Origin of the sequence: Ureibacillus massiliensis 4400831 = CIP 108448 = CCUG 49529 (assembly GCF_000772965.1) — a bacterium.
Taxonomy (GTDB): domain Bacteria; phylum Bacillota; class Bacilli; order Bacillales_A; family Planococcaceae; genus Ureibacillus; species Ureibacillus massiliensis.
Genome location: NZ_JPVQ01000059.1, coordinates 1 through 15,430 on the forward strand (window position 1 = coordinate 1; position 15,430 = coordinate 15,430).

The following is a 15,430-nucleotide window of genomic DNA, read 5'->3' on the forward strand; positions in this document are numbered from 1 at the left end:
TGGTTCATTTCACCCAGAAAAATTGTTATTTATTCCGAGACTCTATAATAAATAAATTCCAATAATTATTGTCAATTAAATTTTATTATTTCCATTAAAGAATGTAAACTAACTTAAAATTAAGTAAATTCCATTATATTGAAATAGCTAAAGAATTATTTTCAGCGAATGTTCGACTTCCTTTTATGAAGTTTTCTTCTACATGATAACGTTTTATATCTATTATAAACCTTTAATTCTTATTTATTACGTAATTATCAGAATTTTGGTAGTTGAATTAAAATTCTAAACTAATATAATAATCATACTACTAGCTAACACATCTATGAGAGGATTTGAGATTATGAAAGATTTTTTTAGTAAGTTATTAACAGGAATGAGTTTAGGGATCGTTGTTTGCTTAATTCCAAATGCACTCGTAGGTGAAATTTTAAAACTGATTATTCCTTACGCACCATGGTTACAACCCGTATTACAAGCTTCAATTATTGTGATGAGTTTACTACCTGTTATTATCGGGGTATTAGTCGGAGTTCAATTTAAATTGTCTCCTATACAAATGTGTTCAATTGGTTTAGCTGCTTTTATTGGTAGTGGTGTCACTACTGTTTTAGAAGATGGTACGATGCAAATTGCAGGTGTTGGTACTGTTGTTAATATTGGGATTACTTCCGCAATAGCTGTATTATTTGTACAATTTTTAGATTCAAAATTAAAACAATGGACATTATTATTAATGCCTGCTTTAACATTATTTATTCCAGGATTAATAGGGCTAGCAATTCTTCCGTATGTAAAAGATGGATGTCTATCTCTAGGTTACGGAATCACTTACCTTACTGATTTACAGCCGATTGTAATGGGTGCGTTAATCGCGATGATTTTCTCTATTTTGATCATCTCACCTATTTCGACAATTGGTGTGGCAACAGCCATTATGATTACAGGAGTTGGAGCAGGTGCAGCAAACCTTGGCGTTGCTGCTTCTGGTGTGGGAATGTGTATCGCTGCTTATAAAGCAAACAACTTAGGAACTGCAATTGCACATATCGCTTCTGCAAAAATACAAATGCGTAACTTCTTTATGAAACCAAAAATCGCTTTACCAATGGTTTTAACAGCTGCGATATTAGGTGCTTTATCAAGTGTATTCCAAGTCATCGGGGATTCTTACAGTGCGGGATTTGGTCTTGCTGGATTTGTTGGGCCGCTTAAATATTTAGATATGGTTGGATGGAATTTTGAAAGTGTGACAATCGCCTTCTCATTATTTATAGCCTTACCAATTATCTTAAATGTACTATTCTTAAAACTATTTGAAAAGAAACTACAATGGTTTGAAGCTGAAGACTATAAAGTAACATATGAATAAAAAATTCGGGTAGCGTTTCATTCAGCTACCCGAATTTTCATTTTATATTTAGGAATTTCTTAAGTTCGTCCATTTTTCCCATCGCTTGTTTATAACCCATTTCATAACTTTTACGCATTACGTTAACGTCTTTTTCTAAACTTTGGACTGGGTAATCAGGTCTAAAAATGAACACTTTCCCTTCTGCTTCTAGTTTTTCGATAAAGTGCATTGTTTCGTTATATCGAATAACGCGTTTTTTAATCGTATCTACTAGCTTAGGATAACGTGCCTGCAATAATTTCATCGTAAACTTACTTTGGCGATCCGACTGTTTACGATATCCTTGAGGTCTAGTTAAAATAATGACATGTTTTTCATATCCATCCTGGATTGCTTTATGTATAGGGATTGGATCTGCGAGACCGCCATCAAAATAAGGTGTTTCATTTATTTTTATTTCGGGGAATAGAACAGGGATTGCACAAGTGGCCCGTAATAATGTGCAGCTTTTATCCATTTCAAGAGCATTCTTGTATTCTACTTGTCCTGTTTTGGCGTTTGTTACACCAAACTGTATAGAACCTTTATAGGACTGAAATGCTCCCCAATCAAACTTATCTAATTGATTCGGAATAACATCATAGGCATAATTCAAACCAAAAAGACTTTTTTCTTTAATAAAATTACGAAATCCGATATATCGCTTATCATGACGGTAATTTGTAAATACGCGCAATGTTCTTTCTTTTTGCTCTGAAATATATGAGCATGCATTAATGGCACCAGCTGAAATACCTACAATATAAGGCATCAGTATTTCATTTTCTAAAAAAGCATCTAAAATCCCTGCAGTGAAAACCGTTCGAAATGTTCCACCTTCCAAAATTAAGCTCGTATCTTTCACATCTACTAAATCCATCATGATCACCACTTCTATTATATTTCACGGGAACTATTGTTGTTAATTACCAATGGACAATATAATTCTCCTATTTAGGAAGGTATTAAATCCTTAATAGAATCAAAATTTATATAAACAAAATAAATTAGTACAGCTATTAAACCAAGAGAAAGTAATTTTTTTGTTAGCTTCCATAAAATAATAATTCCAATAATCATTAAAATAATAACAGAGATTTCCAAAAATATCCCCCCAAAATTTCCAGTCTATTATACTCTTCTAATTATAATACATATGTAAAGAGTACATAGAAATATAATTAAATTAATTCAATTATTCTAAAATTTTTCTAATTAATAATGTTAAATTATTAATTAATACCGATTTATGTGTTGGAACTATTCAGTGTTATATAATAATAATAATAATAACAATGATTAAAGGGGATGTTTGTATGCAAGTACGTACAACACGAATGCACGAAGAGGATGCTAAAATAATCTATCAAGAAACAGCTGGGTTAGCGATTATTACAATACACCGTCCACAAGCAAAAAATGCACTAACAGCTAATATGTGGGACGAACTAGCAAAAATAGCTGTTCAAACTTTAAATAATCCAAAAAATAAAGTGCTAATAATTAAAGGTTCAGGTGAAAATTTCACCGCGGGATCGGATATAAAAGAATTCAATGCAATTTCACTAGAAAAAGCTGAGGAAGCATTTGTCCAAATGGAAAAAACGATTTCCACTATTGAAAACTTACCATTACCTGTCATCGGTGTTATTAACGGCCCTGCTATGGGGGCTGGACTAGAATTAGCTTTAGCATGCGATATCCGGATTGGTTCAGATAATGCACGTTTAGGTATACCTGTTGGTAAATTGGGCATTACCCTCAATAACAAATTTGCTAAACGTCTTGTAGATTTAGTGGGACCTTCAGCTACAAAGGATTTTGTTTTTACAGGCCGAATGTATAAAGCGGAGGAAGCATATAAAGCTGGTTTATTAAACTATTTAGTTGCTGAAAAGGACTTAAATCGATTTTCTATTCGCATGGGTAAACTAGTAGCAGGGATGTCTCCTGCATCTCTACTAGCTGTAAAAAAATCCGTTAAAGAATGTTTGGACGCATCCCCTGTATTATGGAAGGGTTCTACGCCATTTGTTGATCCAACAGATTTTCCTGAAGGGGTTCGTGCATTTGTTGAAAAAAGACCTCCAAAATTTGCACGAAAAAAAGAAAATTAACCCGAATGAAAAGGCTGCTTGAGTTATGTATTTTGCAGCCTTTTTGAACGCAATTCATAAAAAAGCCCCCTATAGCCTCTATAATAAGGGGGCATGAAAATTTATTCTAATGATACCTTAAAGAAATGCTTACTGTATAATTCCTTTTATATAAAGATGTATTTTTTTAGGCTCAAATTCAAAATGCTGATAAAATTGTTCACAAATAAGCTCCTGTAATCGTACCATTTTTTTAATAACGGTAGAACGCTCAGGAACATAAATCGACATAGCAATGTAAACAATTGGCTGATATTGTTTCATAGAAAAATTAATAATTTCTATTTTTGCAACGTATTCGTATTGATTCAAAATAAAGCGAATTAAATCGATATATACTTTATGAGAAATTTCAATTCTTTGCTGATGAAAATCTGGTTGAACAATCGTTGTTTCCCCTATTTTTTCTTTATTTTTTGAGAAAATTTCAATTCCTTTTCTTATAAAACGTTTAAAAAAGTTCTGTTCGACTTGTTTATAAGGAATCGGCATAACATGCATTCCTTGTGTCAAACGAACAAATTGTGCGATTTGAATCTCTTGTTTGTTACGCACCTCATTTATGTAGTGATAATAATGAATGTCACCTAAATTCAATTTACTTGCAATTTTTTTTGTCATTTTGTCCGACGTTCCAATAATCAAAATTGAATCAATATTATATTTAATCAATGTTTGAATAACTTCTTCTCTATGTATATCATCTTCAAAAATAGCTCTTCGAATGGCTTTTAATGAATTTTTCTCAAACTTTGCAGATGTACCCGCCCTTTTCTCTCCATCAATGATTAATATACCATCATCGATAATAGCTCGAATACCATATTCATGAGCAAATTGAAGTGCACTCGTACTTTTTCCTGTACCACTAGGACCACTTAAAGAATGTATAATCATGTCCTCACATCCATTTTTCTATAAGTTTATTATCAGACCACGAAATTTCTTATGATAACAATTATATTATATTTGTTTATAACTTCCATAATTTCTTACCTTCATGAAGAATTTTTCACATTGGTATGTTAAAATTGAAGTTATATTTTGTTTGACTTTAAGGAGTGTTTCACGTTGAATATAATACCATCTAAGAAAATGTCATTATTTAAGCCAGCTATTTTTTCTGAACTAAAAAGTTATGCTAAACAATTACAGCAACAAAACGGTCTTGAGTTAATTGATTTAAGTCTTGGAAGTCCTGATATTCCACCACATGAGATGTTACGTGAACATCTTGCTAAACTAAGTAAGCTTCCAACGTCTTACGGCTATACATTAGCTGCATCGAATGAATTTAAAGAAGCAGTAGCTAGATATTATAAAAGAGTAAATAATGTTGAGCTTGACCCAAATACAGAAGTCATTCAAACGATTGGTTCTCAAGAAGGATTAGTCCATTTACCTGTAGCATTTTGTGACCCAGGCGATATCGTCTTAACAACAAATCCATCCTACGTTGCTTACAATGCTGGTATTAACTTAACTGGTGCTCAAGCGTATTTTGTACCTTTAGACGAAGAAAGAGGTTTTGTACCTAACTTAAGTGCAATCCCTGAAGACGTTGCTCATAAGGCGAAATTACTTATAATAAATATGCCTGGCAATCCAGTGCCCGCCTCACCTTCTATTGAATACTTTACAGAAGTTGTAGAATTCGCAAAAAAATATAACATTATCGTATTACATGATGCGGCATATTCGGAGTATTACTTCACTGGCGATAAACCGATCACATTTTTAGAAGCACCTGGGGCAAAAGAAGTAGGTTTAGAAATAAACTCCCTTTCAAAAAGCTTCAGTTTAGCAGGTGCTCGTGTAGCATATATTGTCGGTAATGCTGAGATGATTAAAATTATTCAACAGTTAAAGTCAAATCTTGATTTTGGAATTTTCGATCCTATTCAATCAACTGCTGCCTTAGCACTTGATCATGCAGAAGAAATCACAGCCGAGTTGCGCAAAACATTTTCTGAAAGACATCGAGTTTTAACGAAAGGTTTAACGGAACTTGGTTGGGTTGTTGCTCCATCAAATGGAGGAATGTTCATTTGGGCTAAGTATCCTTATAAAATGGACAGTGTAACCTTTGCATTTAAAGCAATCGAGCAAACGGGAGTTATTATGGTACCTGGTACTGAGTTCGGTTCTGAAGGGGAAGGTTATGTACGTGTCGCCCTAGTTCAGCCTGCGGAGTTACTCAAAAAAGCAATTGATAAATTAAAAAGCTTAACTGTTTAATTAATAGGAATGAAAAAACGGATTGTTTCTAATCATGAAACAATCCGTTTATTTATACTTCAAATTTTTTAGTTGGGTCTGATTCGTAGCGATTGTAACGTTTTTTAAGTAATCGATATAAATGGGAAACTACTACTTTTAATATTGCATATCCTGGAATACCTAAAATTACTCCTGCAACTCCAAATAACGATCCTGCGGTTAATAATACAAAAATGATGGTAATAGGGTGAATAGATAATGATTTACCCATTATATTTGGTGTAATAAGCTTGCCCTCTACAAGTTGTACAACTGTCCAAACGATTACTAGCTTAACTAACATAATTGGCGAATTGACTAGAGCGATAATTATCGCTGGTGTGATAGCAATTACAGGACCTAAATACGGCACGACACTAGTAATCATTGCAATGAAACCTAGAACTAGCGCATAATCTAAACCGATGATTAAAAAACCAATTGTCATCATGACGCCGATACATATCGAAACTAAAATCTGTCCTTGAATATAAGAGCTTACTTGCTTATCCACTTCTTTCATAACTTGGCTAGCTTCATTTCTCATACGAGGTGGTAACACTTTTAAAATAAATTTAGGAAGTTTCTCACCTTCATATAATAAATAAAATAAAATAAAAGGCACTGTAACAAGAGAAAGGATTATACTAGTTAATTTAGATAAAAAGCCTGTGATACCTGAAGCAACACCCGAAGCAATAGCTGAGAAAGTATTTTTTATAGTAGTACTAAGATTTACAGTTAAATCCGTGATCATTGCGTTATAGTCAAAATCGTATCTATTAAAGATTTCATGAAAACTCGAATTGTTCAAGAAAGTAACAGTATTTTCAATGATTAACCTTGAATAAATCGGAAATTCATGCATAAGATTTTTAAATTGATCTCGAAGGAAAGGATATACCGCAACGATAAGTAATGTCAGTAGCCCTAAAACAATTAAATATAATATAAAAATTCCCCAAACTCGCGGAACCTTCCAATTTATCAAAATACGATGAAATGGTCTAAGTAAATAATAAGCGATGATGGCAAGTACACCAGGTAATATCACCACATCAAATAAAACTTGAAATGGATAAAATATAAAGGATATCTTATCGTAAACAAATATGACACAACCTAATAATAATAATGCAATTAATATAAATAATAGATTTTTACCACCTAAAAATCGTATGAATTTCGTTGAAAAAAACCTTGATTTTTCTCGTGATATTTTACTACTATTACCTATTTCTCTCTCTCTTTCCAAAAGACCACCTCACACAAAGCAATTCAAATTTCTACTATATTATTTTATCACGCTAAATTCTATGATATAACTTTTCTAACTATCAATATTTATAAATTCATGTATTTTATTTTTATTTTGCTCTATATCAATTTCAATGACAGATCCAGCGTGTTGATAACTACCGTAGGAATAAGTCCCTTCAACAGGAATCGTAAGTTTTTCTATTTCAACTCCCCCACCAAGTAAGATTGAAGTAACTGTACTTATTTCCTCTGCTGTAGTCATATCCGTTGTTATATATCCCCCAGCAGCTCCAACTAATTTCGGTAATTTTACAATACTATTTGGCGATAATAATTCATTTTTTAATGCCTCAATTACTTTTTGCTGGCGTTCAACACGGCCAAAATCCCCTGCTTCATCGTGTCTAAATCTTGCATAGCCTAGAAGTTCTTTTCCATTTAATTTTTGAACGCCTTGAGATAAGGATACACCAATATAGGCAGACATATCTTTTTCGACATCAATTTCAATACCATCTGGTGCCAAAATATCAATAAGAGATTCAAAACTATGAAAATCAATTAAAGCATAATGATGAATAGGAATATCAAACATTCCAGAAAGAGTATCCTTCAGTAGTTGCACACCACCTAAAAAATAAGCAGTATTCAATTTATAGGATTGATATCCTGGTATTTCAGCATAAATGTCTCGCATAAAGGATACGAGCTTTAACTCATTAGTAGATTTATTCCAAGACAACAGCATCATTGTATCTGAACGAGACTTTTCCTCTCCCCTACTATCTACACCGATAATTAAATAATTTGTCACATTATTTATAGGTTCGTCAGGAACAAAAGGTTCTTCAGGAAGTCTTGTCTCACTTGCTAATTCAAGACCGCTACGATATTCATTAAAAATATAAAGAGCAGCACTTGCAATAAGTAAGACAAATAAGAGGATAAAGATTCTACCTTTTCGAAACTTACGTTTTTTTTGTTGTTTCCTTGTTGTTCTGGTTTCATGAAGTTGATGATCTTCCATAGAAATACTCCTTTATTGATAAACCATTTATTTTTATTCTTATATCAAAATTTTCTATTATAATTATTTATATTATTGATATCTTTTGAGTAAAAGTTTTTGTCCTTTTAAATTTATCATGATACAATTCTACTTATTTTAATCATAGAGGAGGAATATTTTTGGAAAAAGCAACATTTGCAGGTGGATGTTTTTGGTGTATGGTCAAACCATTCACTGAATGGGATGGCATAAACAAGGTTACATCCGGTTATATGGGAGGGAGTGTAGTAAACCCAACATATGAACAAGTAAAAACGGGTACTACCGGTCATTACGAAGTAGTACAGATTGAATTTGATCCCGAAATCTTTCCGTACGATAAACTTTTAGATATTTTCTGGATGCAAATTGACCCAACCGATGATGGAGGACAATTCCATGATCGTGGGGATCAATATCGAACAGCAATATTTTACCATAATGAAAACCAACGTTCCATTGCTGAGAACTCAAAATTTGAATTAAGTAAAAGTGGTAAATTTAAAAAGCCTATCGTCACAAAAATATTGAAGGCTGATATCTTCTATAATGCCGAAGACTATCATCAGGATTACTATTTAAAAGAACCCGAATATTATAAAGAAGACCGAGAGAAGTCTGGTAGAGATACTTTTATTAATAATCATTGGAAATAAAAAATTGCCTCTAGGAACATAGATCATTCCAAGAGGCAATTTCCTATTTTTTTACTAACTTAAGTGCATATAGTTTCGCAGCATTCATTTGCTCTATTTCTATTCCTGTTTGTATCCCCATTTCATGGAACAGCTTTACTAAACCTTCTGTAGAAACATTTCCCGTTGCACCTGGCGAAAATGGACACCCACCTAGTCCAGCAATTGAACTATCAAATTTTGTAATACCTGCTTGTAGTGCTGCAATAACATTTGCATAGGCAAATCCGTTTGTATCGTGAAAATGAGCGACAAATTCTGTTGAAGGATACAACTCTTTTAATTTACTAAATCGTTCGTAGACTATGCGTGGGTTTGCTTGCCCATTCGTATCGCCAATAGATATTTCATCTGCGCCAATATTTACAAAATGCTCTACTACCCGTTTCACATTGTCAAAAGAAATGTGACCCTCATAAGGACAACTAAAACACATTGAAACATATGCGCGGATAAATTTTTCATGCTCTTTCGCTTTTTTAAACATTAACGTACATTCATTTAATGAATCATCAATGGAGCGATTTATATTTTTTTGATTAAACGTTTCGGAAGCGCCAACAAAAACTGCAATTTGAGGAACTTGTGAATGAATGGCAAGTTCTAGCGATTTCATATTTGGTGTAAGTGCTATATATGTTAAACCTAATGAATTGCAGTAAGAAGCGATCTCTGCAGCATCAGCCATTTGTGGTACTACTTTCGGATGAACAAATGATGCAGTTTCAATTCGTTTAACCCCCATTTGTGATAGGTGATATATTAATTGTTTTTTCTCTTCAGTAGGTACAAGGATTGACTCATTTTGTAAACCATCTCGAGGCCCTACTTCTGTGATTTCAACTCTATTTGGGAAAAACATCCCCCACACCCCCAAAATAATATTTTAATGCGTACGTTATGGATAATTATAAATGAATTAGTTTTAAAAATGAAACCTTCATGGTATAATTTTAATTATGTGTATATATAAAGCAGAAGCTCCATAGCGGAGTTTTTTTATATATGAAATGAATATGAAGGAGGAACTTACATGATTCAAGTTAGTAATGTAGGTCTTCGTTATGGCGATCGTAAATTATTTGAAGATGTAAATATTAAATTCACACCAGGAAACTGTTATGGCCTTATAGGTGCTAACGGTGCTGGTAAATCAACATTCCTAAAAATCTTATCTGGAGAAATTGAACCTCAAGAAGGACATGTTTCAATGGGGAAAGATGAACGTCTATCAGTCTTAAAACAAAATCACTTTGAATATGATGAATTTAATGTTCTTGATACTGTCATTATGGGAAATAAACGCCTTTATGAAGTTAAACAAGAAAAAGATGCAATCTATATGAAAGAAGATTTTTCTGATGAAGATGGTATCCGCGCAGCAGAACTTGAAGGTGAATTTGCTGAACTAAATGGTTGGGAAGCTGAGTCTGAAGCTGCAACACTATTAAACGGTCTTGGTATAGGAGAAGAGCTTCATTATCTGAAAATGGCTGAACTAGAAGGTTCTGATAAAGTAAAGGTTTTACTAGCACAAGCTCTATTTGGAAAACCTGATGTATTATTACTTGATGAGCCTACGAACCACTTAGACTTAAAAGCAATCGGTTGGCTTGAAGAATTTTTAATCAACTTCGAAAACACAGTAATCGTTGTATCCCATGACCGACACTTTTTAAATAAGGTTTGTACGCATATTGCTGATTTAGACTTTGGTAAAATCCAACTTTATGTTGGGAACTATGACTTCTGGTATGAATCTTCACAACTTGCATTAAAAATGGCTCAAGACCAAAATTCGAAAAAAGAAGAGAAAATCAAAGAATTACAAGCCTTTATTGCACGATTCAGCGCAAATGCATCAAAGTCCAAACAAGCAACTTCACGTAAAAAGATGCTGGATAAAATTGAGCTTGATGATATTCGCCCATCTAGTCGTAAATATCCGTTCATTAACTTCCAAACCGGACGTGAAATCGGGAACGATGTTTTAACTGTCGATGGATTAACAGCTTCTCAAGATGGAGAAATCCTATTTAAAGATATTCGTTTTATGATGAATAAGGATGACAAAATTGCTTTAATAGGTAACCCACTTGCAAAAACAGCGCTTATGGATATTTTAATGGAACAACGTGAACCTGATAGCGGTACATTTAAATGGGGCGTTACAACATCTCAAAGCTATTTTGAGAATGACCATGATAAATATTTTACTGGCAGCGAAAAATCACTTGTTGAATGGCTTCGCCAATATTCACCTGAAGATGAAACAGAAAGCTTCTTACGCGGTTTCTTAGGACGCATGTTATTCTCTGGTGAAGAAGTGAAAAAATCCCCTTCTGTACTTTCAGGGGGAGAAAAAGTTCGTTGTATGCTTTCAAAAATGATGTTATCTAGTGCAAATGTTTTATTACTAGATGAGCCGACAAACCACCTTGACCTTGAATCGATTCAAGCATTAAACGAAGGTTTAATTCGTTTTAAAGGTGCAATGCTGTTCACATCTCATGACCATCAATTTATTCAAACAATTGCTAACCGTATCATCGAAATCCAAGATGATGGGTCAATTCTTGATAAACAGTTAACATATGATGAATTCTTAGAGTGGAAACAAGCTCAAGGAATTGTTTAATGATAAAAAACGATAGGTACTACCCTATCGTTTTTTTGTTGCCAGCATTTAGTTTACATAATAATATTATTAAATATAATATAAATGCTTCATACAAAAATAAAAGAGGCACTCATGTAAAATGAATGCCTCTGGATTAATTAACGAAATATTGTTTAATTTTTAAAATTAAAGTTTTACAACGTTAGCAGCTTGTGGTCCACGGTTGCCATCTACAACTTCGAATTCCACTTTTTGACCTTCGTCAAGAGTTTTGAAACCTTCACCTTGAATAGCTGAGAAGTGTACGAATACGTCGTTTTCACCTTCAACTTCGATGAATCCAAAACCTTTTTCTGAGTTAAACCATTTTACTGTACCTTGTTTCATTTAAGAAAACCTCCAAAAAAAAATTAAAGTTAACAATAATTCACTTTACCCGTATAAAAAAATTCACATATTACATAGAGTACCGACATAACACCGATCACTCTTTGTAATATGTGAATCATTTGTATCCGGTCAAGCAATTTTATTGTTATTCTCATTATACCATCATTTTACACATTGTCAAACAAATTTATACAATATTAATTAAAATTTCAATGATTTCTGTAAATTGAAGGTTAATATTTAAAATCATTTTTTATCGATAATGAGGCCATGATAGATTTGTATATCATCATCACATGCTTCACAATATTCTCGCTCTTCATCTGACCAGAATGCATAATATATTTCATCCTTTGTCTCCATGTTAGGATATTTAGAATGAAAGGTAGTTAACTTTTTCTCAATTGCTTCTCGAAAGTCATCTTCGGTTTCATAAACATCAGTCGTTACGATATTTTCTTCCCAGCCATCAAATTGCCACCAAGGCTCATAATCAGCTTTCATATAGATAATTTTGTACATAATACAATTCTACCCTCTTTCTAGTTGTATTTTAACAAAACATTGAAATATGTACATCTTAATACCCTTACAATATGGTAAAATATAGGCAAAATCAAGGAGGATACCCTATGGCTAAACGATTACATATCATATTTCTAGGAGATGTTAAAGATAAAGGATATCGATTTTTCATTAAACAAAAGGCTATTGAACTAGGTCTTAAAGGATATTGTATTCTGAATGAGCAACAGCAAATTGAAGTAGAAGTTGAAGGGAAAGATAAATCCATTGAAGAATTTCTCAATTTCGTTCAAAAGGGTATAAGTTTACAGGCTGATAGCAATGCTTTTGCTATTGAAATCTTCCATGATTTGAAGGGGTTTAAAAAAATGCAAACGGATATTGTTTAAATCATTTATTATCATTCTCCTTATTTTAAAAATTGTTTTCATACTGTTTTAAAAAACATATCGTTGGATGTAACATATAGATAGAATACATATGCTAAATGAAACTTTTTTCATCATTAAACGTATTTAAACTATAGAACTAAAGGGGGTACAACAATGCTTGGAGTAATGAACTTCGTCACTAGACATGCATTCAACTTCTTAATCAGCTTAACTGTTTTTATATTATTAGTAGTAAATTTCGACTTAGGAATATTCCTGGTACCTATCATTACAATCATCTCTTATTTTGTAAGCAACAGTATCATTAAATTTATTCAAAAGTCAAAAAAAAGCAAGGAACTTGGCTTATCACGTTCTGAGCTTAAACATATTGAAACTCAATTAAAACAAGCAAAAAGCCATATTTTTTCATTAACACAACAATATATAAGAGTTCGTTCAATAAGCTCATTTAAAATTTTAAATGAAATGACTAAGCTTTCAAGAAGAATAGTAAACATTGTACAAACATCCCCTCAAAAATTTTACTCTGTACAAGACTTTTTCTATTCTCACTTGCCTTCTGCAGTTGAACTAACAAGTAAATATACATTGTTAACTCAACAGCAGCTAAAAGATATGGAAATTCATCTCGCACTAGAAGATACACGTAAAACGTTAAAGGATTTGCACGAAACATTAGAAAATGATTTAAAATTAGCTTTAGAATCCGATCTTTTAAATTTAAAAATGGAATTAGATTATGCGAAACTTGAAAATGATAAAAATCGTAACCAAAAGACATTTAGAGGTGACAATCTATGACAGAACAAAAGAGCTCTTATGAACAAACAAAATTAAATCAACAGAGCTCTTTTTTGAATAATTTGAATGAAAAGTTAATCACTGTTGATGACTCAATTAATTCGAAATTATTTCACTCTTTATCAGAGCCTGACCAAAATTCAGCTTTAGAGTTAGCAAATCAAATCGAACATACAAATTATGAAACCATTCTTCAATTCGGTGTAGAAGCACAACAAAAACTAAAGCATTTTACAAACAATCTATTAATTCAAGTTCAAAGAAATGATACATCCCCTATCCGAGATGTCCTTTTTAAGTTAATTGAACAACTTGAAAAAATTGATCCTGATTCATTAGTTGAAGAAAAAAAGGGTTTTTTTGCAAAATTTTTTAATCGAGCAAAATCAACAATTCAGGAACAGATATCCCATTTCAAACGTTTAAGTATACAAATTGATCGACTTAGCATTCAATTATTACACGCTCAAAAAGGATTACTTTCTGATATAGATATGCTTGAAAAATTATATAATTTAAATGAAGAATTCTATCATAATATAAATATTCATATCGCCGCATTGGATATAAAAAAACAGCACTTAATAACAAACCTACTGCCTAAACTACAAAAAGAATCGGTTTCAGATAGTGACAGTTGGCAGCAGCAAAAACTAAGTGATTTAGAAAATGCAATCGAATGGATAGATAAAAGAATGTATGATTTACAGCTATCAAGAGAAATAGCCTTACAATCTTCCCCACAAATTCGGTTGATACAAAAAACAAATCAATTGTTAGTGGAAAAAATTCAGACATCTGTATTATCATCCATCCCTTTATGGCAAACGCAAATATCGATTTTAGTTAATATAAATAATCAAAGACAAATGAAGATTACTGAAAAACGTTTAATGAATTTATCAGAAGATATGATGAAGAAAAATGCAAAAATGATTCAATCATCTGCACTGGGCTCCAAAAAAATCAAATCGATTACCCATGAAGATATCGACTCCTTCAAAGAGACACAGTTAAAATTACTTGAATCAATAGAGGAAACATTGCGAGTTCAAGCCGAAAGTAACGAACAACACCATTTGCTCGAATCAAATATGGAAAAACTCACTCAAAAATAAAGGATCCAAAAAGTATTTCCCTTTTTGGATCCCATTTTTTATTCTACAGATTCAAAGTAATCTTTATAATAGCCGCCGACTTTACCTGTATTATCTATTACAAAAATAAATTCTTCTGTCTCATTTTTCACTTCATATTCTTTACCAACAGTAAGTACGTTGGATACTAAATATTTTTCCGCATTAGTATTTACACATTTCACTTTACGAATTGTTGGCGCATCTTTCCATTTCAAATTCAACATTACAATTACCTCACTTTTACTTTTCATACGTTACAATACTCTTTCATATTTTAAACGATTTTTAGCTATTTGTGAAATACTATCTTTTGCTCTCTCGTTGAAGAGTCTATTAATAAATGTTACGATAACAATAGAGGTGATTTGATGGCTTTCGGTGGTGTACCAGGTTGGTTTTTTATAATTGCAATACTCTTCGCCATTGTATTTATTATTATTTCAGAATGGAATTCAAGAAGCTAATAAGACAAAGATCTTTCTATAGATGACTTTGTCTTTTTTACATTGAATATATAAGCGTTGTAAAAACAACAACAAACATGATACTTGAAATAATCAAAGAATATAGACTTGCGTTTCCACTTCCAAACTTAATCTCGAGTAAAATAATGGAACTGCCAAGTATGAACAATATCATTAAAAACCAACAAACGTGAATTATTGTTTTTATATAAATTATCCATTATTCCCCTCCCTTTATAACCGCCTGCTTTTTTTAGCAGAGCCCTCAAACAACAGCATACAAGA

At 32.3% G+C, this 15,430-nt stretch carries 17 protein-coding genes; 8 read left to right on the forward strand and 9 right to left on the reverse strand.

What is annotated here, in order from left to right:
• Positions 1 to 343: 343 nt before the first annotated feature.
• The gene (locus tag CD30_RS17375) at positions 344 to 1,372 is read left to right on the forward strand and encodes a PTS transporter subunit IIC (RefSeq protein ID WP_036179793.1); all 1,029 of its coding nucleotides are present in this window, start codon (positions 344 to 346) and stop codon (positions 1,370 to 1,372) included.
• Between the two features lie 37 nt (positions 1,373 to 1,409).
• Here the strand turns inward: CD30_RS17375 and CD30_RS17380 are convergent, their stop codons facing one another.
• Positions 1,410 to 2,273 carry a patatin-like phospholipase family protein gene (locus tag CD30_RS17380; RefSeq protein ID WP_235802088.1) on the reverse strand — a complete coding sequence of 288 codons (864 nt, stop codon included), beginning with the start codon at positions 2,271 to 2,273 and terminating at the stop codon, positions 1,410 to 1,412.
• Positions 2,274 to 2,347: 74 nt separating this feature from the next.
• Positions 2,348 to 2,497 (reverse strand): hypothetical protein, encoded by a 150-nt coding sequence (locus CD30_RS20220; protein WP_156962316.1) that lies wholly within the window; start codon positions 2,495 to 2,497, stop codon positions 2,348 to 2,350.
• Positions 2,498 to 2,709: 212 nt separating this feature from the next.
• Here CD30_RS20220 and CD30_RS17385 point away from each other — a divergent pair, with 212 nt between their 5' ends.
• Positions 2,710 to 3,510, forward strand: coding sequence for an enoyl-CoA hydratase/isomerase family protein (locus tag CD30_RS17385; RefSeq protein WP_036179796.1), 801 nt, complete (start codon positions 2,710 to 2,712; stop codon positions 3,508 to 3,510).
• A gap of 129 nt (positions 3,511 to 3,639) precedes the next feature.
• Here the strand turns inward: CD30_RS17385 and CD30_RS17390 are convergent, their stop codons facing one another.
• Positions 3,640 to 4,446 (reverse strand): hypothetical protein, encoded by an 807-nt coding sequence (locus CD30_RS17390; RefSeq protein WP_036179797.1) that lies wholly within the window; start codon positions 4,444 to 4,446, stop codon positions 3,640 to 3,642.
• Positions 4,447 to 4,620: 174 nt separating this feature from the next.
• Between CD30_RS17390 and CD30_RS17395 the strand changes: the two genes are divergently transcribed.
• The gene (locus CD30_RS17395) at positions 4,621 to 5,787 is read left to right on the forward strand and encodes an aminotransferase class I/II-fold pyridoxal phosphate-dependent enzyme (RefSeq protein WP_036179800.1); all 1,167 of its coding nucleotides are present in this window, start codon (positions 4,621 to 4,623) and stop codon (positions 5,785 to 5,787) included.
• 52 nt (positions 5,788 to 5,839) lie between these two features.
• Here the strand turns inward: CD30_RS17395 and CD30_RS17400 are convergent, their stop codons facing one another.
• Together CD30_RS17400 and CD30_RS17405 are read right to left on the reverse strand one after the other, a co-directional pair.
• Positions 5,840 to 7,063 carry an AI-2E family transporter gene (locus CD30_RS17400; RefSeq protein WP_052126300.1) on the reverse strand — a complete coding sequence of 408 codons (1,224 nt, stop codon included), beginning with the start codon at positions 7,061 to 7,063 and terminating at the stop codon, positions 5,840 to 5,842.
• 75 nt (positions 7,064 to 7,138) lie between these two features.
• Positions 7,139 to 8,095, reverse strand: coding sequence for an LCP family protein (locus CD30_RS17405; protein WP_036179802.1), 957 nt, complete (start codon positions 8,093 to 8,095; stop codon positions 7,139 to 7,141).
• A 161-nt stretch (positions 8,096 to 8,256) separates the two neighbouring features.
• Here CD30_RS17405 and msrA point away from each other — a divergent pair, with 161 nt between their 5' ends.
• Complete coding sequence (gene msrA, locus CD30_RS17410; RefSeq protein ID WP_036179805.1) at positions 8,257 to 8,772, forward strand: peptide-methionine (S)-S-oxide reductase MsrA; 516 nt, start codon at positions 8,257 to 8,259, stop codon at positions 8,770 to 8,772.
• Between the two features lie 43 nt (positions 8,773 to 8,815).
• On the opposite strand, the gene CD30_RS17415 is transcribed toward msrA, so the two are convergent.
• Complete coding sequence (locus tag CD30_RS17415) at positions 8,816 to 9,673, reverse strand: hydroxymethylglutaryl-CoA lyase (protein WP_052126301.1); 858 nt, start codon at positions 9,671 to 9,673, stop codon at positions 8,816 to 8,818.
• A gap of 171 nt (positions 9,674 to 9,844) precedes the next feature.
• On the opposite strand from CD30_RS17415, the gene CD30_RS17420 reads away from it, so the two are divergent.
• A complete protein-coding gene (locus CD30_RS17420) occupies positions 9,845 to 11,449 on the forward strand; it encodes an ABC-F family ATP-binding cassette domain-containing protein (RefSeq protein WP_036179808.1) in 1,605 nt (534 codons plus the stop codon).
• 168 nt (positions 11,450 to 11,617) lie between these two features.
• Here CD30_RS17420 and CD30_RS17425 read toward each other — a convergent pair whose 3' ends face one another.
• Both CD30_RS17425 and CD30_RS17430 read right to left on the reverse strand, forming a co-directional pair.
• A complete protein-coding gene (locus CD30_RS17425; RefSeq protein ID WP_036179813.1) occupies positions 11,618 to 11,818 on the reverse strand; it encodes a cold-shock protein in 201 nt (66 codons plus the stop codon).
• A gap of 249 nt (positions 11,819 to 12,067) precedes the next feature.
• Positions 12,068 to 12,343 carry a DUF1033 family protein gene (locus CD30_RS17430; RefSeq protein WP_036179815.1) on the reverse strand — a complete coding sequence of 92 codons (276 nt, stop codon included), beginning with the start codon at positions 12,341 to 12,343 and terminating at the stop codon, positions 12,068 to 12,070.
• 110 nt (positions 12,344 to 12,453) lie between these two features.
• Here CD30_RS17430 and CD30_RS17435 point away from each other — a divergent pair, with 110 nt between their 5' ends.
• From CD30_RS17435 to CD30_RS17445, 3 genes are all read left to right on the forward strand, one after another.
• Entirely contained in the window at positions 12,454 to 12,735 is a 282-nt protein-coding gene (locus CD30_RS17435) for an acylphosphatase (protein WP_036179817.1), read from the forward strand.
• Positions 12,736 to 12,891: 156 nt separating this feature from the next.
• Positions 12,892 to 13,542, forward strand: coding sequence for a 5-bromo-4-chloroindolyl phosphate hydrolysis family protein (locus CD30_RS17440; RefSeq protein WP_036179820.1), 651 nt, complete (start codon positions 12,892 to 12,894; stop codon positions 13,540 to 13,542).
• Positions 13,539 to 14,660, forward strand: coding sequence for a toxic anion resistance protein (locus tag CD30_RS17445; protein ID WP_052126302.1), 1,122 nt, complete (start codon positions 13,539 to 13,541; stop codon positions 14,658 to 14,660). The genes CD30_RS17440 and CD30_RS17445 overlap by 4 nt, the downstream gene beginning before the upstream one ends.
• A 38-nt stretch (positions 14,661 to 14,698) precedes the next feature.
• On the opposite strand, the gene CD30_RS17450 is transcribed toward CD30_RS17445, so the two are convergent.
• Positions 14,699 to 14,905, reverse strand: coding sequence for a DUF6501 family protein (locus CD30_RS17450; protein WP_036179832.1), 207 nt, complete (start codon positions 14,903 to 14,905; stop codon positions 14,699 to 14,701).
• Positions 14,906 to 15,430 lie beyond the last annotated feature (525 nt).

Coding starts and splice junctions, on each gene's coding strand:
- CD30_RS17375 (WP_036179793.1), top strand. CDS start 344: ATGAAAGATTTTTTTAGTAAGTTATTAACAGGAATGAGTTTAGGGATC.
- CD30_RS17380 (WP_235802088.1), bottom strand. CDS start 2,273: ATGGATTTAGTAGATGTGAAAGATACGAGCTTAATTTTGGAAGGTGGA.
- CD30_RS17385 (WP_036179796.1), top strand. CDS start 2,710: ATGCAAGTACGTACAACACGAATGCACGAAGAGGATGCTAAAATAATC.
- CD30_RS17390 (WP_036179797.1), bottom strand. CDS start 4,446: ATGATTATACATTCTTTAAGTGGTCCTAGTGGTACAGGAAAAAGTACG.
- CD30_RS17405 (WP_036179802.1), bottom strand. CDS start 8,095: ATGGAAGATCATCAACTTCATGAAACCAGAACAACAAGGAAACAACAA.
- CD30_RS17415 (WP_052126301.1), bottom strand. CDS start 9,673: ATGTTTTTCCCAAATAGAGTTGAAATCACAGAAGTAGGGCCTCGAGAT.
- CD30_RS17420 (WP_036179808.1), top strand. CDS start 9,845: ATGATTCAAGTTAGTAATGTAGGTCTTCGTTATGGCGATCGTAAATTA.
- CD30_RS17425 (WP_036179813.1), bottom strand. CDS start 11,818: ATGAAACAAGGTACAGTAAAATGGTTTAACTCAGAAAAAGGTTTTGGA.
- CD30_RS17430 (WP_036179815.1), bottom strand. CDS start 12,343: ATGTACAAAATTATCTATATGAAAGCTGATTATGAGCCTTGGTGGCAA.
- CD30_RS17435 (WP_036179817.1), top strand. CDS start 12,454: ATGGCTAAACGATTACATATCATATTTCTAGGAGATGTTAAAGATAAA.
- CD30_RS17440 (WP_036179820.1), top strand. CDS start 12,892: ATGCTTGGAGTAATGAACTTCGTCACTAGACATGCATTCAACTTCTTA.
- CD30_RS17445 (WP_052126302.1), top strand. CDS start 13,539: ATGACAGAACAAAAGAGCTCTTATGAACAAACAAAATTAAATCAACAG.
- CD30_RS17450 (WP_036179832.1), bottom strand. CDS start 14,905: ATGTTGAATTTGAAATGGAAAGATGCGCCAACAATTCGTAAAGTGAAA.